The following is a 23,115-nucleotide window of genomic DNA, read 5'->3' as shown; positions in this document are numbered from 1 at the left end:
CATAGGCCCCGACGATGTCACGGTGGAGTCACCCACGGGCGGAGACCAGGTGGCGGTTCTTCAGCGCTCATTCGCGGATCTCATTGATAGGTCAGTTATCAAGATTGCTTGCGCCTTTCTGTAAGGTTTTTCGATCGATAATGAAAGCTCGTTTGCCTTGTGGCGGCAGCGAATGCTCGTGCGCATGGTGAGAACTTCGGCTAACTGTCGAGGGTTATCTAGTTTGCTCTTACAACATCCGATAGCATGCGAAATTAGTTACTACTGTTCGCGGACTGGATGGAGCTCAGCGTGCCTACACCTTTGGTCGGGAAGCAGCATAAGAAGGCCCTCGAAGACCTTCACGCTCGATATTCTAAGTTGCGCGAGGGTGAGCAGCGGGACGACCCGAGTGTTGTGATCCTGGAAGGAGTTTCCGGGGTGGGTAAGTCACGTGTGATTCGTGAGCTTTACTCCAAGATTCGAGCGGAGCAATCGGATGCTTACTGGCCGCCCTTGCCTGTAGAACCTGACGACACGTACAGCCCACTGTCTGTTCGAAAACAAATCGGTCCGTCCGTAGAAGGCTTTGTCTGGGAGTCTGGGGCATTACCTACATTTGGTTGGTGGGAGTTCAACGGGGCAAAGCTGTCCACTGGCGTCGCGATGAGTATGGACGCGCAGGTCGAAGATGTCGTCAAGGCACACACGACACCTGTGGCTCTGGCCAGACTTCAGAAAGCCGGCGTACTTGACCGGTTCAAAGGGGCACCCCTCAAAGCGGTCAAGGATCTACGCGACATGGGCCAGGACCAGCTGGTCGACAGACTGTTGGGACTTGCCAGTGAGACGGCCGACGGGCTGATCCCCGTCCCGGGTTTGAAACTCGCGTTGAAGTGGCTGAAGGGCGGGTATGACTCCGCCAGGCAAGCCCGAAGGGACCACGACGCACTTGCCCGCAACGTGGCCCAGGACGAGGAAGTGGCGAACACCCGATCCGGGAGAGCCGCACTACTCGCTGATTCTATCCTCGGCTTAGCATCCACTGACGTCCCCGGGATTGTGGTCGTTGAGGACATCCATCTCATGGGCGAGTCCTTCACGGCCTTCCTCGATCAAATCACCGGCAAGGACGCAGCTCCTGTGCTGGTAATCGGCACTGCCTGGCCAGATGCTGAGTCTGCGGGACACTCAATGGCAATCACCGAGCCATACCGCGACTGGCGAGACCGGGCCGTCAAGGAGGTCGCCGCCGAGGTGATCTATCTTGAAGCGCCAACGCAAGCTGACCGCATCGAGATCGTCCGTAAATGGGCCCCTGACATCTCCCCCGAGAGTGCGGCCAATCTCTCGGAGAAAATACACAACCCCCTGGCTCTGGAACTCGTACTGACGAGTAAGGCTACGAGGGGCGCATTGACGAAGCACCATGGTGATCTTCCCGCAAGTTACGTGGTGAAGGTTCCCGTCAAGCTGAGTGAGATCTACTACGAACGCTTAGGGGAGCTGGACGATCAGGTTCGCAATGCGCTGTCCGCAATGGCCGGCTCCATCCCGAATAATCACCAAGAACGTACGTGGCCCTTTATTCGTCACCACATCGCTGCCGCGATCGAGAAACGAGGGAACGATCTCCTCAACGAGCAGGGGTTTGGGTCATCGCTGGCCGAGACGATACGAGGCCTTGCTGTGGACTCTGACTCTCAGACTTGGCTGGTGTCATCCGGCTTAGCCGATACGTTCCGTGAGGCATTGATGGCCGAAGTCGCAGCGAGGCATCTTGAGAACGACCTTGGCCTGCTGGATGAGATGAGAGAGGAGGTTGTCTTCTACCTCGGCTCATGGCTCGCAGATCAGTCCGATGATCGCTTCCTGCTGCCACGGACTGAGGAAGCGCGAATCGTGGGCCATTGGTATCTGTCCCTTGCGGGAGACGCGCATATCTCAGAGGAGGAGAGTGCAAGAGCACTGGTCAGTTCTGCCTACCTCGTGGCCGAAGAGCAGGCCTCGATCAATGCCTACGGGAAAGCAGCCCGCATTATGCAGGCTGCACTCGGTCAGGTTCCGGACCACCTCGGTGGCAGATCCACCGGCGTAGTGGAGTCGGAGTACCTGGACTGGGTCAAGAGCTCAAAAGCTGACGAGACAACCGGTCTAAAAGCCGCACTTGAAGTGGCCGACGCCCTATTCAGGCGGGGGGAGGCCGGATTGAGGTCGACCGATCCAAGCCACGTCGACTGGCTTTTTGAAATCGGACTGCTCAACAAGCAACTCGGCCACGAAGTCGAGGCCATCAGTGTATTGGAGAGGGCATTTGAGAAGCTTCCTCACGTCGAGGGCAACGTCCAATTAGAGCCAACGGAGATCGCACAGCACCAGGTCGAACTTTATGAGAGCGTCGGTCGCGTGGAGGACGCGATCCGCGTCTGGTCATATCTCGTCAACGATGCCCGCTCAAAGCCGAGTCGCAACACGAGCTACCTTCGGGTACTGACGGAGGATTTCGCGGCTTTTCTGGATAGACATGACCGGGGTGTGCCGGCGGACTACCTTTCGGAGTCGGACTCGGCGGTGGAGGCGCGCGAGGCAGCTGTGCAATCTCAAGTGGCTGCAGTGTGGGCTGACGTTCGGAACCTGATCGAAAAAGATTCGATGGCTGAGGCGGCTGATCGTCTTTCAGCTCTCTACAGCGAGCTGGACGCACAGAGTCAGTGGGTGGAGGCAGAGAAGCTCGACTATTCCTGTAGATATCTCGCTCAGAGAATGCTGAGGGTGGGGCAGTCTTCAAAAGCTGAGAGAGTGGTTTCCATGTGGCGCGACATGCGCCCCGCACTTGCCGCGGGGTCGGATTGGATCTTCGCGAAAGCTTTGACACAGTCCGGCAAGAAGCAGGAAGCCATAGAGGCTCATCAGCGCGGGTTGGACCACTGGCTCCGGCAACCGGGTGCGACTGTCGCGGATCGTCTTGTTTTCGAGCATCGTTTCGGTCTGTCCAATCTTGATGGAGGTCTGAGAGCCACCCAGGCGCTGGCGGAAGATTTGGTCGAAGCTCTGGCTAAGGCGTCGGTCGTCCCTGAACCGGACGATTCACCGAACTCAAGGGCGAATTGGTTGGGTGAACAACACCAGCTACGGCGGCTTGGTCCGAGGCGGTGGGCTCAGGACTGGGTCAAGCTGCGCGGGAACTTCATACTCAAAGTCACACACATACTTCGGGCAGATGAAGGTCTACTGTCCAGGGATGTCCTGGAGCGCTTGCGAATATGGGAGCAGATTGGCGAGGCAGCAACCGATGAGGATCCCGAAGCACTCAGGAGCCTCCACTATGACCTGGTGCAGGACGCCCAGTACGGAGCCGATTGCGTCGAGAGTGCAGCGGCCGAGCTACTGTCTCGGCGACTCGATCGATTGCTGGAGCTTCGAGGAGGACGGGAGGACAACTCTTAACGCTTCCCGGAGATTCGAGCGTTTACAGTATATGTTATTCGCGAGAGCCTCATCGTCTAGGCACTTTTGGACAACGACGACGATCCGAGAGACGCGGGTTAGCTATCGTCTGTGTGGGCCGTTGGCTTACGCACAAGTACCTCGAGGGGGGCGTGGACTCGTCCGTCATCACAAACAGAGAAGCGAACGGACGTAAGCCTATTCTTGACTGCGCGCTTCTCTGGGCGTGCGATCGGTTGCTATACCCACATCTGGAGACACTCCCATAGGTCGGAGTCAAGCGGCCGGGACGCGATTCCTCTCGGCGGAGGACCGACAAGCCTCGGTGCATGTGACGGCGCACGAGGAAGAGACATCTTCTTCCGTACAGGGCGCAGTCAGAGGCGGTGCGGGTGTGCGGCGCAGGTCTATCAGCGCTCTCCACCAACGAGGTGGCGCTCCAGGTAATCATCGAGGTCTGAGACGCGATAGGTGATGCTGCGACCATCCTGGACGAACGGCGGATCGGTGATGCCGAGCGAGCGGTTGTTCTTCAGGGTGCCTTCAGCCTTTCCGATGTAGATTGCGGCCAGCTTGGTGTCGAGGGCAGCACGATCCCTCAGTGGCGTGGACGTGGCGCAGTTGCAGGTGGGCCGAGCGGCGACAGGTTTGGCGGTACGAGTATACGAGGACACGGAAAAACCTCACTCAGTATGAGTATTCTTCCGGACCTCCGGGGCTTTAAATGCCCATTTACCGATTGACTATCGGGCCGGCCAGGGTTCCGAGAGGTTTTCTCGTATGACTTCAAGATACCAACCGTGATCACAAGTGTTTAGATGGATTGAACAACTGATAAAAACTATACTCAGGACATGCCCAAGAAACTGGAACCTGGTGACCACTCAGATCTCGCTGACAATAAGATGTCACAGCTGGAGAACGGCTCGTGGCAGATGTGGTGGACCGTCAGGCTGCACGATGGCCGAAAAGTCAGGCGTCCATCCCAGGGTCCCACCAAGGGTGAGGTCAGACGTCGGGCCAGGGCGGCGATCGCCGAGCTTCTCGCGACCTCGGGTAGCAGCTGGAAGACCTCGGCCATGCTGACTGACTACATCGCAGAGGTCACCATCCCTGCCATCGAGAATGCTCGTCTCTCGGAGAACTCGAAGCGTCAGTACCGACGGGGCGTAGCGATGCTCACCGGTGAGTGCGAGCGACACCGACACCATGACAGCCTCAAGGGTCACAGCATCGCTTCCGGTACCAAGTTTCGAGCCCTGGAGCGCTGCCTTAAGGAGGTTGCGCAGCTACATGGACACGAGAGTGCACATCAGTCACGGAGCGTGCTCAGCAGATATCTGATGCAGGAGCTCCTCCGCGATGAGCTGATACCCGGCGATCCCATCCGAGGTGTGTCTCTGGACTTCGGGGCCAAGCCGGAACGCAGCAGGGGAGGCAGGGCCCTGACCGTGCTGCAGCGGCGCCAGGTCATCGACTATCTGCTTGAGCTGGAGCCTTCTGACGGGCTAAAGGCGAAGCAGCAAGGCCGTTGGTCATTGGAACACCGAGTGGCCAAGCGTGAGTCTGCGATCGACCTGACTCTTCTGCAGGCCACGACCGGTGTGCGCGTTTCGGAAGCCAACGCGCTGACTGTAGACCGCCATCTATTGGAAGAGGGGAAGCATCTGGTCGTCAACATCACCGGCGACATTGCCAAGAACTCTGTAGCACGGAGGGTCCCTCTCCTGTTGGATGCCGGCGGCGCAGTGGCTGAGCGACTGCGTCACCGGCGGAGTGCTGCTCCAACAGATGGCGATCTCATCGGTGCACCGGCGGACCGGACCAAGATGTGGGAGGGAGGCAACTGCAACAAGGAGACAGCCAAGCTGTATAAGGAGATGGGTGAGGTGCTCGGCATCGATGCATTCGAGAAGGAGCGAACGCATATCTGGCGGACGACGTTGAATTCTCTTCTAGAGAGTCAGGTCTCTGAGGGCCGGAGGGCTGCGCTGTTCGGGCACGACGCCAAGATCAATCGGCAGCATTACACTGACCTCGATGACATCTCACAGCTGGTTGAGGTCGGTGGGTAAGCTACCGAAACCTTGTTCAGAACCTTGCTCAGAGAGTGTGATTCTAGGTGATCTTTGGTGACCCCCTGTTACTTCGACCGCTACATCATTGCCGCGCTGACATGGGATTATGCAGGTTTTTCCGGGATTGCCACGTTCCAGTCTTGAAAACCCGGAGGTCGCAAGTTCAAATCTTGCCCCCGCAACGAGATAAGGCCCCGGACCTGGGGAACACCAGGTCCGGGGCCTTTTGCTTGCCCTGGGGGAGTCTCAACTCCGCTCTGACTTTGAGATTCCTTCGTTCTGGCCGAGTCGTTGGATGAGCCTGCCTGCCGTACCGCGGAGCCCCCGCTGAGAAAAAGCGGGACGCCGTCGACCTGGGGCAGTGCGCCAGGTTCGTCAAGGTGCCAGATTCCGCGGACCAAGCTCTCCTCGGCGGTCGAGCAACCCCATCGGATATCGCTGGACATCTGTGCCGGTCAAGACCGCAGAAGCCAAGGTCCCGCGGAGGGCCGCCATGGGGTGCTCCCGGTCCGTGAGCGGATCGGACCCTTAGCTGCTGCTCGTAGGGCCGCAGACCCCGGAGGGCACTCGGTCACCGGAGTTCAGCCGAGGCTGGGCTCCGGTGACTCTCACGACGGCGGTTCTTCGCGCTTCGACGACGTTCGGCCCGCCCTCGAGCCTCACCAGTGGGTGGGGCCTGGACGAACGAGAGTCGACCAGGAACGCGCGTCACTCACTGTTCGCCTCATCCTGGAAGAACTTCATTGCCATCCAACCATGCCTCACAGCGCCACCTGCCCGAAGTGCTGCGGAGACCATCACGGCTTCGGACACTTCCTCTTCGGACGCACCAGCCCTATACGCACCTCTGGAGTGAATCTCGACGCAATGTGGGCACTGCGTTGTGGTCGCTACTGCGATCGCAATGAGTTCGCGGAGTTTTTTGGACAACACATGATCGTTTTCGGAGAATACGGCGCCATCAAACGCCGCGAAAGCCTCGAATCCTTTCGGGGATCCCTCCTTTATAGTCTGCATGTGTTTTACGTCAGACGAGTCGTAATGCATCATATTATTGCTCTTCCACGTTTCTATTTTTGTATGCAGTGTTCATCCACGGGATCTTCGACTGGCGACGTGTGTGGCGTCTTCCGTTCCGCGCTTCGTGCGCGACTCGGTCAGCGCTGCGGGGCAGCGCTGTAGTCCACCACCACACGCCCCTCGATCTTGGCGTGCTGCATCTCGTCGAGGACCGCGTTGATGTCCTCGAGTGGACGGCGACTGTAGGTGGGACGGATCTTCCCCTGGGCGTAGAATTCCAGGGCTTCCACCATGTCCTGGCGGGTGCCAACGATCGATCCGCGGATGGTCAGCCCCTTCAGCACGATGTCGAAGATCGGGGCGGGAAAGTCTCCCGGAGGCAGGCCGTTGAACACGATGGTGCCGCCGCGGCGGGTCATGGCGATGGCCTGACCGAAGGCCTTGGGGTGCACGGCGGTGACCAGGACGCCGTGGGTCCCGCCGGTCTTCTCCTGTATCTCGATGGCCGGATCCGTCATCATGGCGTTGACCACGATTTCCGCACCGTGCTGCTTGGCCAGGGCCAGCTTGTCGTCGGCGACGTCAACCGCCACGACCCGCATGCCCATGGCCACTGCGTATTGGACAGCGATGTGGCCCAGCCCGCCGATGCCAGAGATGACCACCCACTGGCCCGGGCGGACCTCCGTCTGCTTCAGCCCCTTGTAGACGGTCACACCGGCGCAGAGCACCGGTCCGACCTCGTAGGGGTCGGAACCATCAGGGATGAGGGGGGCGTACTTGGCGTCCACGATCATGTATTCGCCGAACGATCCGTTCACGCTATAGCCACCGTTGTTCTGAGACTCGCACAGAGTTTCCCATCCGGTACGGCAGTATTCGCAGGTTCCGCAGGCACTCCACAGCCAGGCATTGCCCACCAGCTGGCCCACGGAAAGCTCGGTGACGCCTTCCCCCAGCTTCTCCACGGTCCCCACGCCTTCGTGGCCGGGGATGAACGGCGGACTGGGCTTGACCGGCCAGTCGCCCTCGGCGGCATGCAGGTCGGTGTGGCAGACGCCGGAGGAGATGAGCTTGACCAGGGCCTGGCCCGGCCCTGGCTCGGGAATGGCGACCTCTTTGATGACGAGGTCCTGCCCGAAGGCCTCAACGACTGCGGCCCTCATCGTGCCTTGGTGGGCCTGTTGGGTGTCCGAGTCCGTACTAGTGGAGGAAGCGGTGACATTGCTCATGATGGCTCCTTGATCGTGGCGGGTCTTCTCTTTGAGGTCCGGGTCGAGACGGAGGCCGCCTGCTGCAGCCTGGTCCCGGACCAACGTCCAAGTACCAGTCGGGTCTGCGTCTGGACCATGCCGACTCCACGGAGCGGGCTGTTGTTCACGCGGCCTCTTGGCGTGACTCTAGTCACATTCGAGTTGCATCCACGTTGCATCCGCAGGGGCGCTCGCGTCTGCTCGGCCGTGGAGGGAGATCATCCTGATCGCGCTCCCACCTCTGTTCTTCCACGCGCCTGACGATGCAGCGGCTGTGATCAGAGGTCACCAGGTCGACGGGACCGCAGGAGGCTTTCCTTGCGCCAGGGTTCAGATCAGCGGATCACATTGACTTGACCAACGTCCCTGGTCAGTCCAGCTAGTGGGACCAACGGCCCTATCTGCCGTCGTTTCCGGACCACATAGTGGATTCGGGCTCGGGAGACCGGGGATGGGATCGGCGAAAACAGGCGGAGGCAGGGCATGCGGGTGGCCGTTTACAGTGCAAAGCCGTATGACGAGCAGTTCCTGACGGACGCCAATGTCGCCCATGGGCATGAGCTCTCCTTCCTGGAGACCCGTTTGTCGCCTGAGACCCTTCCGCTGGCTGCAGGCGCTCAGGCGGTATGTGTCTTCGTCAACGACGACGTGGGCGGGCCCGTACTCGATGGTCTCAGCCGGCTAGGTGTCCGCAACGTGATGCTGCGGTCTGCGGGTTTCAACAATGTGGATGTGAAGGCGGCAGCGAAGCTCGGAATCTCGGTCTCCCGCGTCCCGGGATACTCCCCGCACGCCGTGGCGGAGCACTGCGTGGCCCTGGTGATGTCATTGAATCGCCAGATCCACCGGGCCTACAACCGGGTCCGGGAAGGCAACTTCGCGTTGAACGGTCTGATGGGATTCGATCTCCACGGCAGGACGGTGGGAGTCGTGGGCGCTGGCCGGATCGGGACCTGTTTCGCGCGGATCATGCTCGGCTTCGGCTGCCGGGTGGTAGTGAGTGATCCCCACCCCAGCGAGGAGTGCCGGAGGATGGGAGTGGAGTACCTGCCTCTGGAAGAAGTGCTGGCACACAGTGACATCGTCTCGCTGCACCTGCCGCTGACACCGCAGACCCACCATTTCATTCAGGCTGAACGTCTTGCCAGCATGCGTGACGGTGTAATGCTCATCAATACCAGCCGAGGTGCGCTGATCGACACGAGCGCGGTGATCGATGCCCTCAAACAGGGGAAGATCGGTTACCTGGGTCTGGACGTGTACGAAGAAGAGGAAGATCTGTTCTTCGAAGACCTTTCGGACGAGGTCCTGCACGATGACGAGTTCTCGCGACTGCTCACCTTCCCCAACGTGCTGATCACCGGCCATCAGGCGTTCTTCACCCGTGACGCGATGACGCACATCGTGACCACCACGATGGAGAATCTCACGGCGGCGGCGCGCGGCGAAGTCCTGAACCAGATCACCGTTGACGACCTCGCAGAGTAGCGGGGCAGGAGATGCTGGCATTCCTGGCAGCTGTACCGGTCCTGTTGGTCCTGGTGCTCATGACTGTCGCCAACTGGTCGGCAGCCAGGGCAGGGCTGGTGACGGCCGCGCTCACCCTGGTGCTGGCCGTGGCGGCCTTCGGCTTCGGGGGTCCGGCGGATCCGTTCAGCGTGGTCTCGGGCACGGCCGGCGTGGTGGCCGAGGCTTCATTCATCGCCGCGACGGTGGCGGGAATCATCGGTCCCGCGTTGGGGATCCACTACCTCCAGCAACGCACCGGCGCTGCCGAGCGGTTGCACGCCGGCTTGGCCCGCCTCCACCCGGACCCCCGGATGGGGGCGCTCCTGGTGGCTTGGTTCTTTGCGCTGTTCCTTGAGGGCGCCGCTGGGTTCGGTACGCCGGTGGCGCTGGCCGCACCCTTCCTGGTCGCCGCAGGTCTCCCGCCGGTGCGTGCCGTGGCGGCGGCCCTCATGGGCCACGCCGCCGGAGTCTCCTTCGGTGCCATCGGCACGCCGGTGCTGGCACAGAGTGCGCTGGTGGATTTCTCAGGGACGGAGCTGGCAAGGGCCACGGCTCCTTACCACGTCATCCTCGGCGGGATCCTGACAGCCGCAGTCGTCCTGACCATCGACCGCGCTATGCCCGGTACCAGGAGGTTATGGACCTGGGGTGTCCTGGCCGCCGTCTCCTTCCTTGTGCCCTATGGCCTGATCGCCGCTTTTGTCGGTCCTGAGCTGCCCACGCTAGGAGGTGCCATCGCCGGTGTCGCCATCTTCGCCGCCCTCCTTGTCCGACGGCGGCGCCTGGAGAACGCCATCTCCGGCGGTGGACCTGCGGAGGCCGGTGACCCAGGAGGGCTGCTGCGCGCAGCCGCCCCGTACCTGGTCCTGGTGCTTCTCGTCCTCGCGACTCGCCTGATTCCTCCGGTCCGAGACCAGCTTGAGGGCGTCACGATCGAGTGGGTGACCGGTACCGGGTTCACCGGCAGCGTCCAGCCGCTGTTCCACCCGGCGGCATTGCTGACCGTGGCCTTTGTCTCCGGAGCGGTCCTCCAGCGGGCCTCGCGACGCGATGTCCGTGGGGCATTCATCACTGCGACCAGGCAGCTCGGCCCGGTGCTGGCGGCGCTGGTCGCGATGATCTCTATCGCCCGCACCATGTCCTATGCCGGGATGACCAACGAGCTGGCCTACGCGGCGGCCGGCATCGGGATAGCGTGGCCTCTGCTGTCCCCAGCCGTCGGAGCGTTCGGGACGTTCGTCACCGGCTCCGCCACCGCGTCCAACGTGCTCTTCACGGAACTCCAGACCACTGCCGCCCACGCTGCAGACCTTCCGGCGCTGCCCCTCCTCGGGGCACAGGGATTCGGAGCCGCGGTAGGCAATATCGTCTGCCCGCACAATATCGTGGCCGCCGTCGCCACCGTGGGCCTCACCGGGAAAGAGGGAAAGGTGCTGCGCTCCACGTTTCCCATCGCCATTCTCTATGTCGCGCTCGGAGGTCTCCTGGCCTTTGCCTTCACGCGCTGACCTGAGGTCGAACCTCCCAGCACCTGGAAGAGGTCGAAGACGAGTCACACGGTGGGCAGTTCAGCTTCGAACCGCGTGACGTCTTCGGCGCGGCAGAGCTCGGTTCCGGGCAACATCGCGGTCGCGCTTCCTGCCGCGACGGCCGTCCGGAAGGCCTCAGCGAGGGGTCTGCCCTCGGCCAGGCGCAGCACGAGACCGCCGAGGAAGGCATCACCGGCTCCGACCGGGCTCGCCACCTGCACCTTCGGCGTCGGCAGGCGCAGCGCCCCCGCCGCAGAGACGAGCAGGGCGCCCGCCGATCCCATGGTGAGCGCGATGACTTCCGCGCGACCGTGGTCGATGAGGTCGCGAACAGCGTCGAGCTGTTCTTCAGGACTCAATTCGTGGTCAGCCCCGACAAGTTCGGCGAGCTCGTGCCGACTCGGTTTGATCAGGAACACTCCTTCGGCCAGGGCCGCGTGGAGCGGGACCCCTGCCGCGTCGACCACGAGGTGAACGCCCTGTTCGGCCACGGAGCGGGCAAGTATGGCGTAGAAGTCTTCGGGCACCCCGGGTGGGAGACTTCCACTGGCAACAAGGTATCCACCGTGCGGGAGATGGGCGGTGACGGTTGAGAGGCAGTCGTGCCACTCCGCTTCGCTCAGGGCCGGCCCCGGCAGGACGAACCGGTACTGATCGCCCGTCGACGTCTCGTCGACGGTGAAGCTCTCCCGAGTGTCACCCGCGATCGCGATCACCGTGCCGTCGATCCCTTCATCCGCGGCGAACCTCCGGTACTTCGCGCCAGTGGGACCGCCGAGTGGGTATATCGGCGTGGAGCTGCCGTTCAGGTTGCGTATCGCGCGGGACACATTCACCCCGCCGCCACCGGGATCAATGCGAGCCGGTCCGCAGCGCAGCTTGTGCTCGGCGCGCACCCGATCCACCGAGCTCGACACGTCGAGGGCGGGATTCATCGTCAGCGTCACGATCGGTGAGTGCATTGGTTCTCTGCCTTTCCTCGACCACACAAGCCCAAGAAGACGGGCAACGATTCGGTGCGCGGCACCGCCCGGAGACAAGCCCAACATCGATCGGCGGCGGACGTTCATCGCCCTCCGCTGCCTTCACCATCCAGTGGCGCGTGCGCCTCGAGTAGGGCCGGAAGTCCCCTCGGCAAGTCCATCGGCCCTGCTGGGATGAGTGTCCTGATGGACAGGGCAGGAGGGGAGCGCCGGAAGCCCTCAGGGGATGCCCGGGCGGACTGCCAAGCAGAGAGTCGCGTCAAGCGTGAAAGGCCGCAGGCGTCCCGTGTTTGTGTCGCTGCCCAGCAGTGATGTAAATCACATATACCCTCATGGTTGGCCCCGGGCACCGACGGTCGGGGCTGCCGCCAGCTCGTATAGCGCGGTGGCATCAGCAGCACCTCTAGGAGACACATGCAGTCCACCAAGCCGACCAGTCGTCGTCGCCGCCTTGCGGCCGTCGTGACCGCCGCGTCACTCATGCTCGCCGCACCAGCCGGCGTCGCACCCGCAGTGGCGAGCGCCAACTTCCCCTCGCCCAACGGGCAGACCAACATCTCCAGCATCTTGACCTACGCGGATGTGCAGAAGGAGCTGCAGAAACTCGAGAAGACCTCCCGCTTCAACGTCGATGTCTTCACCCTGGCCGAGGCCGGCACCTCAGTGAACACCTCCGAACAGGGCCGTGACCTCTATGTCGCCACCGTGGGGACGGGCCCGGAAGAGGTCTGGCTCCAGGGACGCATTCACGGGAATGAGCCCTACGGCACCGAGTCCCTGCTGACTCTGCTCAAGGACCTGGGCACGAACGGCTCGGCGGATTACAACCTGCTGCGTGAGAAGTACACCTTCCACATCATCCCGATGTACAACCCGGACGGTTCCGAGGCGAACATCCGTCAGACGATCCTCTGGAACGACTTGACCGGTTCCCCCGAACTCAATGAGAACGGCAGTGAACGGCGAGTAGACCTCAACCGTGACTGGACCGAAGCTGGTTTTGTTGCGAAGGAGTCCTTAGCGTTCTACGAATATTGGACCATGGTGAACCCGGCTTTCGGTGTGGACATCCACCACCAGGGCTTGAAGCAACAATGGGAAACAGGCGATGACGTGACCTTCTCCCTAGGGATTTCCCTGGCCCCGGGCGGACCCACCTTGCCCGGGCTCGAAGACGGCACTTACGACGTGGCGACCCGCCAGATGCTCGTGCATGTCTACGACGAACTGTCCAAATACGGTTTCATCAACATGGACCGCTATCAGGTGGGCGATGGCTTGGAGATCGACATCAAAGGCGGTGTCGTCTCAGCGATGATGTTGGGTCTGGATTACCAAGGATTGAATCCGGAAGGTCACAGCCACCCGGTCGTCTTCTTCGAGACGAGCGGAAACACCTCGGAGGGCAGCCTGGGTCAGAAGGCCCGTGGCAAGTCGGTGCGGCAGAATGTGCTGGCGCTGGAGGAGCTTCTGCTTGGTATGGCCACGGGTGAGGTGCAACAGGCGGATCCGGACCGGTGGGAGGAGATCCCTCATCAGCCGACGACTGGATACCTGACGGACTACGCAGGCACGATCCCGGCTCAGTAGGCGGAGCTGGACACGGGGGATCCTCCCTGCCGGCTGGCGGGAGAATCCCCCGTGTTCAAGGGATGGGGTTTCGCCGTGCTGCCTCCGTGACGGCCTCGCCGTCGACCTCCACGGAGGGTGGCCGTTGCAGCAGTTCGAGCAGCAGGATGGCGATGAGCGCGCCGATCGCGGTCCACAGGGTCACCTCCGGCGTCAGCGGCCTCACGAGCAGCACGATCGCCGCGCCGATGACGGCGATCGCGATCCGGATGTACCGGCGGGCGCGGTAGAGGAACGCGCCGAACCGGCCGGTCGTCGCCCCGGCGCTCTCCGCCGCAGCACGTGTTCGCCTGGCCGTGTCGACGGTCAGGCGGCGGACCGCGATGGCACCACGGAATGGCCCGGCGAGGTAGGCGACGACGGCAGTGGTCACGCCAGCCACCCCGACGGCGAGCACCGTCGAGCAGAGCAGGGGCACCAGGGCGTCGTAGACCGCCTCGGCGGCACTCGACGGCAGGTGCTGCGGCGAGATCGAGGCGACCGTGGCGATGCGTCCGACGGCCACGCCGAGCGCGAGGAACGCCATCGCGAACGTCAGGCCGACGCCGGCCCAGATCAACGCCCTCGCCTTCCTCCTCGCGACGAGGACTCCGCCCGCGAGCAGGCCGATGCTCACCCAGGGGAGCACGAAGCCGAGCACGTCGAGCGCCTGGTAGGCCGTGCGTGCCTGGACGAGCTCATCGGACTGGGCGACGACGACCGTCCGGTCGACGTCAGGGATGCGGTCGGCCAGCGCGAACCCCTGCGCGGTCAGCTGCTCCTTGACGGAGGCGATGATGGGTCCGATCTGGATGCCCACTTCGCCCGTGTCGCTGATCACGACGGCGCCGGAGGCGTCCCCGCTGAGGACGGCGGTCAGCCGGGCATGGCTGATCCGCAGCGACTGGTCCCACACCTGCTCGAACTCGTCCGAGGCGATGAGTCGCTCGGTCGTGGAGCGGATCTGCGACTGGGCGCCCTCCACCGCGGGCTGCTCGAGGAGCTGGAGCGCGGCGGCGGCCCTGGGCGGGAGGTCGAGGGTCGCGATTCCGTCGAAGAGGTCGGACGTGATCGTCTCGATGTCGATCTCCTCATTGATGGCCGCGGTGATCTCGTCGACCAGGAAGGCCTGGAAGGCCGGGTCCTCGAGGATCGGCGACACGGTGGCGACGAACTGGTCGGTGTTGGTGACTTCGGTCTTCGTCCATGCTGCGACGACGGCGAGCGGGGCGAGGAACACCCCGAGCGCGAGCAGCAGCGCGGCGAGGAACGCGCGTCCACGTCCGGTCCGGCGCGTGGGGGCGGGCGGTGGCGCCTCCACCGGCTCGGTCCGCAGCTTCGACTGCAGCCGGGCGACCTCCGCCGACAGCCTTGCAATTTCCTGGTCCCGGGTTTCAGCGACACCCATGTGCACCGCGCCTCTCGATCTGGAGGGAGGCTTCGGAGAACGCCTCGGATTCGCACCAGCATGCTCCCGGACATGGGCGCGAACAAGGTACGTCGGCCCGCCATCGCCACCACCGGGATCGACGCGCGCTGGTCCTCTGCGCGGCGGCGACCCTCAGAGAAGAGCACCACATCGCTCGGCGGCGGACGTTCATCGCCCTCCGCCGCCTTCACCATCCAGTGGGGCGCGCGCCTCGAGCAGGGCCGGAAGTCCCACAGGCAGGACCATCGGCCCTATTCGATGAGTGTCCCGCCCGGCACGGTAGGAGAGGAGCGCCGGGACGGCTCGGGAGACACTGGCGAGGGCTATCGACGTCGCGATGCGAGTGGGTGCCCCCAGATCTCAACGATCGAGGGTAACGAGTGGAGGGCGCGATGTCCGCTGTGAATCTGGGGGAGTCGCACCCGCGAGGTGAGCGACGGCAACGTTCGCCGGCCGACCTCACCCACCACCCGGCCGCCGCTTCGGGTTCACCGAACAAGCCTCACGCCCATTCCGCCGCTCACGTGCTCGAGGGCCTCGCCACCACTCGCTCTGGACTTGAGTCGGACGAGGTGCACCGGCGCCATACGCACTTCGGGCCGAACAGTCTCCCCGAGCCTTCGCGCACCCACCCGGTACTGCGCTTTCTGGCGCAGTTCAACAACGCCATCATCTACGTCCTCCTCGTGGCAGCGGTGATCAAGCTCGTTTCGCGCGACTACATCGACGCGTCCGTGATCTTCGCGGTCGCCCTGATCAACGCCATGATCGGATTCATCCAGGAGGGACAGGCCGAAAAGGCGCTGCGTGGGATCCGCCGAATGCTCTCTCCGCGCGCGACGGTGAGACGCGATGGCGGATGGCACGACATCCAAGCAACCACGCTTGTACCAGGGGACATCATTCGCGTCCATGCCGGTGACCGCGCCGCGGTCGACGCGAGGCTGGTCGAAGCACGTGACGTCAGGGCCGATGAGGCGGCGCTGACGGGTGAGGCGGTGCCCGCAGCGAAGCACACCAGGCCAGTCGAACACGAAGCGCTCCTCGGTGACCGGCACAACATGCTCCACGCCGGGTCGGTCGTAGTAGCGGGACGTGCCGAGGCGGTCGTCACCGCCACGGGAACCCGCACAGAACTCGGGCGCATTCAGAAGCTGGTGCGCGACGTGGAGCGCACCGACACCCCACTGATCCGTTCGATCAACCGGCTCGGGCGCCAGATCACTGCCACCGCGCTCGTGCTGATGTCCGTCATGGTGGCCCTCGGGTGCGTGTTGCACGGTGACTCGTTCGAAGAGCTGGTGCCCTCGGCCATCGCTTTCGCGGTAGCTGCGGTGCCGGAAGGTCTGCCCGCCGTCGTGACGATCACCCTCGCACTGGGCGTGCAGCAGATGGCCGCACAGCGAGCGATCATCCGTCGACTCGCCGCAGTAGAGACCCTCGGGTCGGTCACCGTCATCTGCTCGGACAAGACCGGAACCCTGACCAAGAACGAGATGACCGTGCGCGCTGCCGCGACAGCTGTTTCCCAGTACACGGTCACGGGCGAGGGATACAACCCTGATGGGTCGGTGCTGCGAGAGGGTGCGGTGGTTGATTCGTCCTGTGCTGACCTTCTTGAACTGGCGCTCGTCATGACGCTGTGCAACGACGCGCGCCTCGATCACACGGCTGCCGGCGAGTGGCGAGTCGTGGGCGATCCCACCGAAGGTGCGCTGATGAGTTTCGGCCGCAAAGCGGGCGTCGACCTGGCTGGATACGGGCGCCGAGATGAGCTCCCGTTCGACGCCGAGGTGAAGTACATGGCCACCCTTGATCAGTCCGAATCGGGAGAACAGTTCGTCTCAGTGAAGGGCGCACCCGACCGTCTTCTCACCTTCTGCGAGTTTCAGCGTCGGGCCGACGGAGGGCAGGATCCGATAGAGCCCGCTCGGTGGCATGCACTGATCGATGCATACACCGCCCAAGGCATGAGGGTCCTCGCAGCCGCGCGCCGTGATCAGCCATCGGATGCGGTGACCGTCGAACATGCTGAGCTTCGAGGCCTGGTGATGCTGGGAATCGTCGCCATCGCCGACCCGCCGCGGCCAGAAGCGACAGCCGCGATCGGCGAGTGCCAGGACGCAGGCGTCCGGGTGAAGATGATCACCGGTGACCACGCACTCACCGCCCACGCGATCGCCACGGAGATGGGACTCGCCGATACCGCCGCGACCACGCTGACCGGGGCGGACATCGACCACATGGACGACGAACAGCTGCGGGCCAGGGTCGGCGACGTCGATGTGTTCGCGCGAACCAGTCCTGAACACAAGATGCGCATCATTGCGGCTCTGCAGTCCCTCGGCGGGGTGGTCGCGATGACGGGCGACGGAGTCAACGACGCTCCCGCGCTGACCCGCGCCGACGTCGGCGTCGCCATGGGCATGAAGGGCACAGAGGCCGCGAAGGATGCTTCCGACGTCGTCCTTGCCGACGACAATTTCGCTACCATCGAGCGAGCCGTGCGTGAGGGTCGGCGCGTGTACGACAACCTGCAGAAGTCGGTGGTGTTCATCCTGGCGACGACCCTCGGACAGGCGCTCGTCGTCTTCACCGCAGTCGCGGTCGGCTATCCGGATCCGCTGCAGCCCACCCAGATTCTCTGGGTGAACCTCGTCACCGCCGTCACTCTGTCGCTCGCATTCGCCTACGAGCCCGTCGAACCTGGAACGATGACGCGACCACCGCGACCGCCCGAAGACTCGATCCTCGCAGGCAGCCTCTTGGCGTTGGCGGGAACGGGTATCGTGGTGGCCGCCGTGACGACCACAGCGTTCTTCGCCGCACTCGCTTCCGGCGCCGACCTGGATGCCGCACGCGCTGCCGCGGTGGCGGTGCTGGTGGTCTCTCAGATCGCCGTTCTGTTCAATGTGCGCCTGCTGCGTCGCTCGAGTATCACCCGCCGTGTCCTCACGGGGAATCGCGCAGTGTGGATCTCCATCGCCGTACTTGCTGTGCTGCAGACTGCGTATACCTATCTGCCACCCCTCCAGGTATGGTTCGGATCCGTCCCACTCTCCCCAGCTCAATGGGTGACCGCGTTCGGTTACGCCCTCGCAAGCTTCCTGTTGGTCGAGGTGGTCAAAGCAACGGGGCGGTACCGTGCGAATCGCACGTCACCGCCGAGGCGCTCACGCCGCTCGCGGCTTGGGCGGGGTGAGTAGATCGCGGTCACGGACCTGTGACAGGAATTGGTCGAGGAATCTGCAGGAGGTGCCCGTGAGGCGAGAGACCCTGGAACGCCACCAGGTGTGGTTCTACCTCGCCGCCGTGACGTGCGGCCTCGGCCTCGGCACGCTCGCCCCACAGCTGGGCGTCACCGCCGATGTGCTGATCTGGCCGACGCTGGGTCTGCTGCTCTACGCGACGTTCACCCAGGTGCCGATGGCAGCGGTGCCTGCGGCCTTCACCGAGGGGCGATTCATGGCGGCCGCGCTTCTCGGAAACTTCGTGCTGCTGCCGGCGGTGGTCTGGGTGCTGATCCAGTTCGTGCCCGAGAACCAGGCGCTGCAGCTGGGACTGCTGCTGGTGCTGCTGGTGCCATGCACCGATTGGTTCATCACCTTCAGTCAGCTCGGGCGAGGCGACGCCACCCGGGCCACTGCGTTGACCCCGGTGCTGCTGGTGCTCCAGCTGCTGCTTCTGCCGCTCTACCTGTGGCTGATGTCAGATGCTGACCTACGCGTGGTGCTTGCGCCCGCGGAGATCTGGCCCGCCTTCCTGGTGGTGCTGCTGCCACTGGGGCTGGCCGCATTGACTGAGGGCTGGGCTGGAGGCAGTCCGGCGGGAGCAGCCGTGGTCGTTCGTCTCGGGTGGTGGCCGGTGCCGCTGCTGGCGGTGGTGGTGCTGCTCATCGCCGTCGCGAACGTCGGCTCCGTCGTCCACGATGCTCACCTGCTGCCCGTGGTGCTGATGGTGGTGAGCCTGTTCCTGGCCATCAGTCTGGTGTTGTCCAGGGTCTTGGCGAGTGTCGCCCGGCTCAACGTCGCCCAGGGGCGCACCCTTGCATTCTCGATGGGCACCCGGAACTCCTTCATCGTGCTGCCCTTCGCGCTTGCCCTCCCCGCGGGCTGGGAGACCGCCGCGATCGTGGTGGTCATGCAGTCCCTCGTCGAACTCTTCGGCATGATCTTCTGCCTCTGGTTCGTTCCCCGCGTGCTCTTTCCCGACGTCCGACCGTCAGCGCCGTGGGAACCACGAAGCATCGGGTGAGGCGTCCCGCACCGCCCGGTAGGCTCAGGTCATGGAACCGGTCACAGACAGCGTCGAGGACTACCTCAAGGCCGCAGGGCGCTCTGCAGAGATGACCGTGTTGGACGGCTGGATCACCGCCGAGCTGCCGGGAATCAGCCGGGTGCTCTGGCGCGGACGCATGTGGGGCGGCACGGAGCAGACGATCATCGGATACGGCAGGCTGCGTCAGCCCAAGCCGCGCGGCGCCGCTGTGGACTGGTTCCTGATCGGGCTCGCGGAGCAGACCAAGCACCTCTCCGTCTACGTCAACGCGGCCGAGGACGGCAATCACCTGATCCAAGAGCGAGCCGATCGGCTCGGCCGGGTGAAGGTCGGCGCCGCTGCGCTGACCTTCACGACGCTGGAGCATCTGGATCATGCAGAGTTCCGCAGCCTCATCGCGCGCGCTCGGGCGCTCAACCCCGAGGTTGTCTGACCCGGCGCAGCCGGAACCCGCTCAGTAGGTCCAGTTCCGGCTCGCCGAGAGGTTGATGCCCTCGCCGGTGAGCTGGTTCCAGCACGACATCTGTGACTGGAAGGACGTGCAGGCGAAGAACTCGTTCGACGCGGTCTGGCCGTAGCCCAGCACCGGCTGACCCTGTTGGGCGACCGGGTTCTCGCAGTCCGGTTCCGCGGTGCGGTCCACGCGGATGGCGTAGGTGACACCCTCGGTGCAGCCCTCGGGGGCGGTGAAGCTGTGCTGCAGCACCCGGCAGCGCAGCGTGTCCGAGAGTTCGCAGAGCACATTGCCATCGGGGGAGACGAAGGAGCTCAGCTGTTGGCCCTGTGCAGGGAAGGACGCCTGGATCCAGGCGGAGCCCATGTCCTGGGCCGTGCCGCGCAGAGCGTTGGCGGTCTCCTCAGACTCGCGCAGGTCCAGGAAGAGCGCCGCTGCGTGGGTGTTGCCGCAGCTCTCCTGCAGCCCGATCAGCGCCTCCTGCACCAGGGTCCCGTCCGACGACTCGATCCAGCTGCCGTCCTCGGAGGCCGCCGACGCGAGCGCGGCGAGGACCTCGCGGTCCTCGGCGGGGGATTCACAGCTGGACTCTTCCGGCAGCGCCGCCACTTCGGCGCGCAGCTCCTCCGGGGTCGGAGGCTCCGACGTGGGGCTCGGCGCGGGCTCCTCCGCGGAGTCTTCCTCGCCCTCATCCGAGGGCTGCTCCGTCGCGGATGTCTCGGCCGCCGTGGTGTCCTCGGGGGAGTCTCGGTCCAGCAGAGACAGCGCCAGGGCGCTCAGCGCCACCAGCACCAGAACCGGCAGCAGCACGGCCAGCACGAACTTCGGCGCCCTGGACCCGCGCCTCCTGGGTGGCGCAGCAGGCCGTGCCGCCGCATACCGAGCGGGCGAGGCGATCGTGGAGTAGCCGGTGCCAGCTGCCCCGGCGTCGAAGGAACCGGTCGCGAACCAGTCGTCCCCGGTGGTCTTCTGGGGTTCATCTGCGGGCACGGCGTCCAGCTCGCCCGTGGCCTCGACGTCGCCTGGGGGGTCTTCGCCGTCCGGGTCGCCCGTGTCATCCAGGTCGCGCACCGTGGGCGCTGGATCGGACGGGGTGCGGGCCGATGGTGCTGAAGGTGCCGGGGGAGGGGGCGGGCTCGTGTTGTCCGCGGAGGTCGCCAGAGCGTCCTCCCGACGGGACAGGGCCGCGTCGATCTCGGGGTCCCCGATCGAGGCCAACGCTTCGAGCAGCTCCGGGTAGGTGGCGGGATTCTCCGCAACGGTCGCGCGCAGGGACGGGTGGTTCTCTGCGATCCAGTGCAGCGTTTCCCAATCCGTGCGGGGATCGGCGGCGATGCCACCGAGCTCGTGATCGTTCGAAGCCATACGTTCCTTTTCGGTCCCGACGGCGGCGAACCAGGCCAGCCGTGCAGCGTGAACAATGCGGTTCGACCGAAGTTTACCTTCGCCGTCGAGACTGACAGAGTCCGGTCACTGTTGGTGCAGTGGGGTACGGCCCCAGAACTCGACCCCGACGACGGCGTCGATCTTCCGTGCCAGGCACCTCGATCGGCCCCCACACCCAGACAGAGACGGTCCCCGCAGGTGAAGATGTACCCCGCGGGTGCGATTCCAAGCGTTCATACCTGCAGCAGCCATGCCGGTCCGGGCAGCGGCTGTCGATTCAGGCCGGCGGCCCTCTGCGCGCGGCATAGTCCCATCAGACGTCAGGAGAATCCATCGTGGACCTTCCACGTATCTTCGCCATTCGCGAGAGCAGCCACCGCATCCACAACCCGTTCACGCCGCGCAAGCTCGAAGCCCTCGGAGAGGCTCTTCGTCTGGAGCCCGGGACCCGGATCCTCGATCTCGCCAGCGGGTCAGGGGAGATGCTGTGCACCTGGGCGCGTGACCACGGGGTCACGGGGGTCGGGGTAGACATCAGCACGGCCTTCACCGCTGGTGCCCGCGCCCGCGCAGTCGCACTCGGCGTCGAAGGCTCAGTCGTCTTTGAACACGATGACGCCACCGGCTACGTCTCTGCCGAAGCCGTAGACGTAGCCGCGTGCGTGGGTGCGACCTGGATAGGAGGCGGCGTGGCCGGAACCATCGAGCTGCTCGAGCGCAGCCTCCGTCCAGGAGGCATGGTGCTCATCGGGGAGCCCTACTGGCGTCGCGAGGTTCCGGACCATGACACCGCCGCAGGGTGCGGCGCCTCGGGCTCGGAGGACTTCCTGCTGCTGCCCGATCTTCTCGGACAGTTCGGGGATCTCGGCTATGACGTCGTAGAGATGGTGTTGGCGGATCAGGACAGTTGGGACCGATATCAGGCTGCCCAGTGGCTCAACCTGCGCCGCTGGCTCGATGAGAACCCCGCAGACGAACTGGCCGCTGAGGTTCGGGACGAACTCACCAGGGAGCCTGTTCGATATACCCGCTATCAACGTGAGTACCTCGGTTGGGGAGTCTTCGCCCTCATCAAGCGCCGCGGGGGCTGATCGACGGGTCAGTTCTGCAGCTGGTAGCCCTCGCGGGACAGGGTGAATCCATTGCCGGTCTCGGTGTTCCAACACTCGAAAGCTGCTTCGGAGGAGACGCAGGCGAACCTGCCGTTGCTGGCGGACTGGCCATACTGCAGGGTCGCCGAGTTGGCGCCCTCGGTGCTGCCACAGTCCAGCTGTGGGTCCTCGGACCCGACGGAGAGCCGCGCGGGTCCGTCACAGCCCTGGGGGGTGTCGAAGCTGTAGTCCAGGATGTTGCATTCAAGCTCGTCCTCGCCGATGGCGCAGTTGATGTTGCCCGAGGGTGCGGTGAACGCGGGAATGTCCTGGGCACCTTCGGGTGCTGGCCGTGCGGCCTGGGCGTCGTCGTCCGCAGCGTCGTCGTCCTCGGTGCCGTCGGCTTCAGCGTCGTCGTCCTGGGTGCCCTCGTCCGAGTCCTGGGCCCCCTCTTCGCCCGTGTCCGGGCCCTGGTCGGTCTGTTCCTCGGAGATCGAGGTCTCGTCGGCCGGGTCCTCGTCGCCGCTGAAGACCCCGTTGAAGATCAGGAAGTAGGCGGCGACCACAGCGGCGGCAGCGACCAGGAGGATCAGCAAGATGATCGCGCAGGTGCCGCCGCCACGACGTCGCGGCTCCGGCTCGTGGTCAGCGTACGACAGCGGCGCGGCCGACGCCTCCCAGGGCGCTGGGCCGGTGGGGGCGGCGGGGTAGTAGCCAGGACGCGGCTGCGCCTGGGCGTGACTCCGGGCATGACCCTGGTCGTAGCTCTGGTCGTAGCTCTGGTCGTAGCTCTGGTCGTAGCTCTGGGGGTGATCCTCGCGCACGGCGGAGAACTCATCCGCCCCGGCGGAGCGTCGCACCAGGGCGGCGTCGACCGCTGGGTCGCCCAGCGCACCCAGCCACTGAAGCAGCTCGGGGTAGGTGTTGGGGTTCTCCGCGATCAGCGGACGCAGCTCGGGATGGTCACCGGCGAGCATCTGCAGCTGGACCTGGGGCGTGTTCGGATCGGCCGCCCGCGCGGCCGGCCCGGTGGAGCTCTGCCCGTGGTGTGGTCCGTCATTCATGTGTTCT

16 protein-coding genes are annotated in these 23,115 nt (G+C 64.3%); 9 read left to right on the top strand and 7 right to left on the bottom strand.

What is annotated here, in order from left to right; genetic code table 11:
* Window positions 1-291: 291 nt before the first annotated feature.
* Complete coding sequence (locus tag LTI14_RS02135) at window positions 292-3,426, top strand: hypothetical protein (protein ID WP_241475673.1); 3,135 nt, start codon at window positions 292-294, stop codon at window positions 3,424-3,426.
* A 410-nt stretch (window positions 3,427-3,836) separates the two neighbouring features.
* Here the strand turns inward: LTI14_RS02135 and LTI14_RS02130 are convergent, their stop codons facing one another.
* The gene (locus tag LTI14_RS02130) at window positions 3,837-4,100 is read right to left on the bottom strand and encodes a hypothetical protein (RefSeq protein ID WP_241475672.1); all 264 of its coding nucleotides are present in this window, start codon (window positions 4,098-4,100) and stop codon (window positions 3,837-3,839) included.
* 180 nt (window positions 4,101-4,280) lie between these two features.
* Between LTI14_RS02130 and LTI14_RS02125 the strand changes: the two genes are divergently transcribed.
* Window positions 4,281-5,501 carry a tyrosine-type recombinase/integrase gene (locus LTI14_RS02125; RefSeq protein WP_241475671.1) on the top strand — a complete coding sequence of 407 codons (1,221 nt, stop codon included), beginning with the start codon at window positions 4,281-4,283 and terminating at the stop codon, window positions 5,499-5,501.
* A gap of 711 nt (window positions 5,502-6,212) precedes the next feature.
* Here the strand turns inward: LTI14_RS02125 and LTI14_RS02120 are convergent.
* Window positions 6,213-6,554 (bottom strand): carboxymuconolactone decarboxylase family protein, encoded by a 342-nt coding sequence (locus LTI14_RS02120; RefSeq protein ID WP_241475670.1) that lies wholly within the window; start codon window positions 6,552-6,554, stop codon window positions 6,213-6,215.
* Between the two features lie 107 nt (window positions 6,555-6,661).
* Complete coding sequence (gene adhP, locus LTI14_RS02115) at window positions 6,662-7,690, bottom strand: alcohol dehydrogenase AdhP (RefSeq protein ID WP_241475824.1); 1,029 nt, start codon at window positions 7,688-7,690, stop codon at window positions 6,662-6,664.
* 576 nt (window positions 7,691-8,266) lie between these two features.
* Between adhP and LTI14_RS02110 the strand changes: the two genes are divergently transcribed.
* Together LTI14_RS02110 and LTI14_RS02105 are read left to right on the top strand one after the other, a co-directional pair.
* On the top strand, window positions 8,267-9,265 hold the full coding sequence (locus tag LTI14_RS02110) for a 2-hydroxyacid dehydrogenase (protein WP_342357710.1): 999 nt from the start codon (window positions 8,267-8,269) through the stop codon (window positions 9,263-9,265).
* Window positions 9,266-9,276: 11 nt separating this feature from the next.
* Window positions 9,277-10,794: an L-lactate permease gene (locus LTI14_RS02105; protein WP_241463893.1), complete on the top strand. Its 1,518-nt coding sequence runs from the start codon at window positions 9,277-9,279 to the stop codon at window positions 10,792-10,794.
* 44 nt (window positions 10,795-10,838) lie between these two features.
* Here the strand turns inward: LTI14_RS02105 and LTI14_RS02100 are convergent, their stop codons facing one another.
* Window positions 10,839-11,762 (bottom strand): 1-phosphofructokinase family hexose kinase, encoded by a 924-nt coding sequence (locus LTI14_RS02100; protein WP_241475668.1) that lies wholly within the window; start codon window positions 11,760-11,762, stop codon window positions 10,839-10,841.
* Window positions 11,763-12,212: 450 nt separating this feature from the next.
* Between LTI14_RS02100 and LTI14_RS02095 the strand changes: the two genes are divergently transcribed.
* On the top strand, window positions 12,213-13,388 hold the full coding sequence (locus LTI14_RS02095; protein ID WP_241475667.1) for a M14 family zinc carboxypeptidase: 1,176 nt from the start codon (window positions 12,213-12,215) through the stop codon (window positions 13,386-13,388).
* Between the two features lie 55 nt (window positions 13,389-13,443).
* Here LTI14_RS02095 and LTI14_RS02090 read toward each other — a convergent pair whose 3' ends face one another.
* The gene (locus tag LTI14_RS02090; RefSeq protein WP_241475666.1) at window positions 13,444-14,814 is read right to left on the bottom strand and encodes a hypothetical protein; all 1,371 of its coding nucleotides are present in this window, start codon (window positions 14,812-14,814) and stop codon (window positions 13,444-13,446) included.
* 413 nt (window positions 14,815-15,227) lie between these two features.
* Between LTI14_RS02090 and LTI14_RS02085 the strand changes: the two genes are divergently transcribed.
* Genes LTI14_RS02085 through LTI14_RS02075 form a run of 3 tightly spaced genes read left to right on the top strand, consistent with a single transcriptional unit; the run spans window position 15,228 to window position 19,546 of the window.
* Window positions 15,228-18,041, top strand: coding sequence for a cation-translocating P-type ATPase (locus LTI14_RS02085; protein ID WP_241475665.1), 2,814 nt, complete (start codon window positions 15,228-15,230; stop codon window positions 18,039-18,041).
* A 55-nt stretch (window positions 18,042-18,096) separates the two neighbouring features.
* Entirely contained in the window at window positions 18,097-19,089 is a 993-nt protein-coding gene (locus tag LTI14_RS02080; protein WP_241475664.1) for an arsenic resistance protein, read from the top strand.
* Window positions 19,090-19,120: 31 nt separating this feature from the next.
* Complete coding sequence (locus LTI14_RS02075) at window positions 19,121-19,546, top strand: DUF1801 domain-containing protein (RefSeq protein WP_241463900.1); 426 nt, start codon at window positions 19,121-19,123, stop codon at window positions 19,544-19,546.
* Window positions 19,547-19,567: 21 nt separating this feature from the next.
* On the opposite strand, the gene LTI14_RS02070 is transcribed toward LTI14_RS02075, so the two are convergent.
* Window positions 19,568-20,932, bottom strand: coding sequence for a variant leucine-rich repeat-containing protein (locus tag LTI14_RS02070; RefSeq protein WP_241475663.1), 1,365 nt, complete (start codon window positions 20,930-20,932; stop codon window positions 19,568-19,570).
* A 356-nt stretch (window positions 20,933-21,288) separates the two neighbouring features.
* Here LTI14_RS02070 and LTI14_RS02065 point away from each other — a divergent pair, with 356 nt between their 5' ends.
* The gene (locus tag LTI14_RS02065; protein WP_241463915.1) at window positions 21,289-22,044 is read left to right on the top strand and encodes an SAM-dependent methyltransferase; all 756 of its coding nucleotides are present in this window, start codon (window positions 21,289-21,291) and stop codon (window positions 22,042-22,044) included.
* Window positions 22,045-22,052: 8 nt separating this feature from the next.
* On the opposite strand, the gene LTI14_RS02060 is transcribed toward LTI14_RS02065, so the two are convergent.
* Entirely contained in the window at window positions 22,053-23,108 is a 1,056-nt protein-coding gene (locus LTI14_RS02060; protein ID WP_241475662.1) for a variant leucine-rich repeat-containing protein, read from the bottom strand.
* Window positions 23,109-23,115 lie beyond the last annotated feature (7 nt).

Origin of the sequence: Nesterenkonia sp. YGD6, from assembly GCF_022565895.1 — a bacterium.
GTDB lineage: Bacteria > Actinomycetota > Actinomycetes > Actinomycetales > Micrococcaceae > Nesterenkonia.
The sequence above is the reverse complement of the archived record's forward strand: the minus strand, read 5'-3'. Positions and strand labels throughout refer to the sequence as shown.

Excerpts from the sequence above, each read along its gene's own strand:
- LTI14_RS02125 (WP_241475671.1), top strand. The coding sequence starts at position 4,281 with ATGCCCAAGAAACTGGAACCTGGTGACCACTCAGATCTCGCTGACAAT.
- LTI14_RS02120 (WP_241475670.1), bottom strand. The coding sequence starts at position 6,554 with ATGATGCATTACGACTCGTCTGACGTAAAACACATGCAGACTATAAAG.
- adhP (WP_241475824.1), bottom strand. The coding sequence starts at position 7,690 with ATGAGGGCCGCAGTCGTTGAGGCCTTCGGGCAGGACCTCGTCATCAAA.
- LTI14_RS02105 (WP_241463893.1), top strand. The coding sequence starts at position 9,277 with ATGCTGGCATTCCTGGCAGCTGTACCGGTCCTGTTGGTCCTGGTGCTC.
- LTI14_RS02095 (WP_241475667.1), top strand. The coding sequence starts at position 12,213 with ATGCAGTCCACCAAGCCGACCAGTCGTCGTCGCCGCCTTGCGGCCGTC.
- LTI14_RS02090 (WP_241475666.1), bottom strand. The coding sequence starts at position 14,814 with ATGGGTGTCGCTGAAACCCGGGACCAGGAAATTGCAAGGCTGTCGGCG.
- LTI14_RS02085 (WP_241475665.1), top strand. The coding sequence starts at position 15,228 with ATGTCCGCTGTGAATCTGGGGGAGTCGCACCCGCGAGGTGAGCGACGG.
- LTI14_RS02075 (WP_241463900.1), top strand. The coding sequence starts at position 19,121 with ATGGAACCGGTCACAGACAGCGTCGAGGACTACCTCAAGGCCGCAGGG.
- LTI14_RS02070 (WP_241475663.1), bottom strand. The coding sequence starts at position 20,932 with ATGGCTTCGAACGATCACGAGCTCGGTGGCATCGCCGCCGATCCCCGC.
- LTI14_RS02060 (WP_241475662.1), bottom strand. The coding sequence starts at position 23,108 with ATGAATGACGGACCACACCACGGGCAGAGCTCCACCGGGCCGGCCGCG.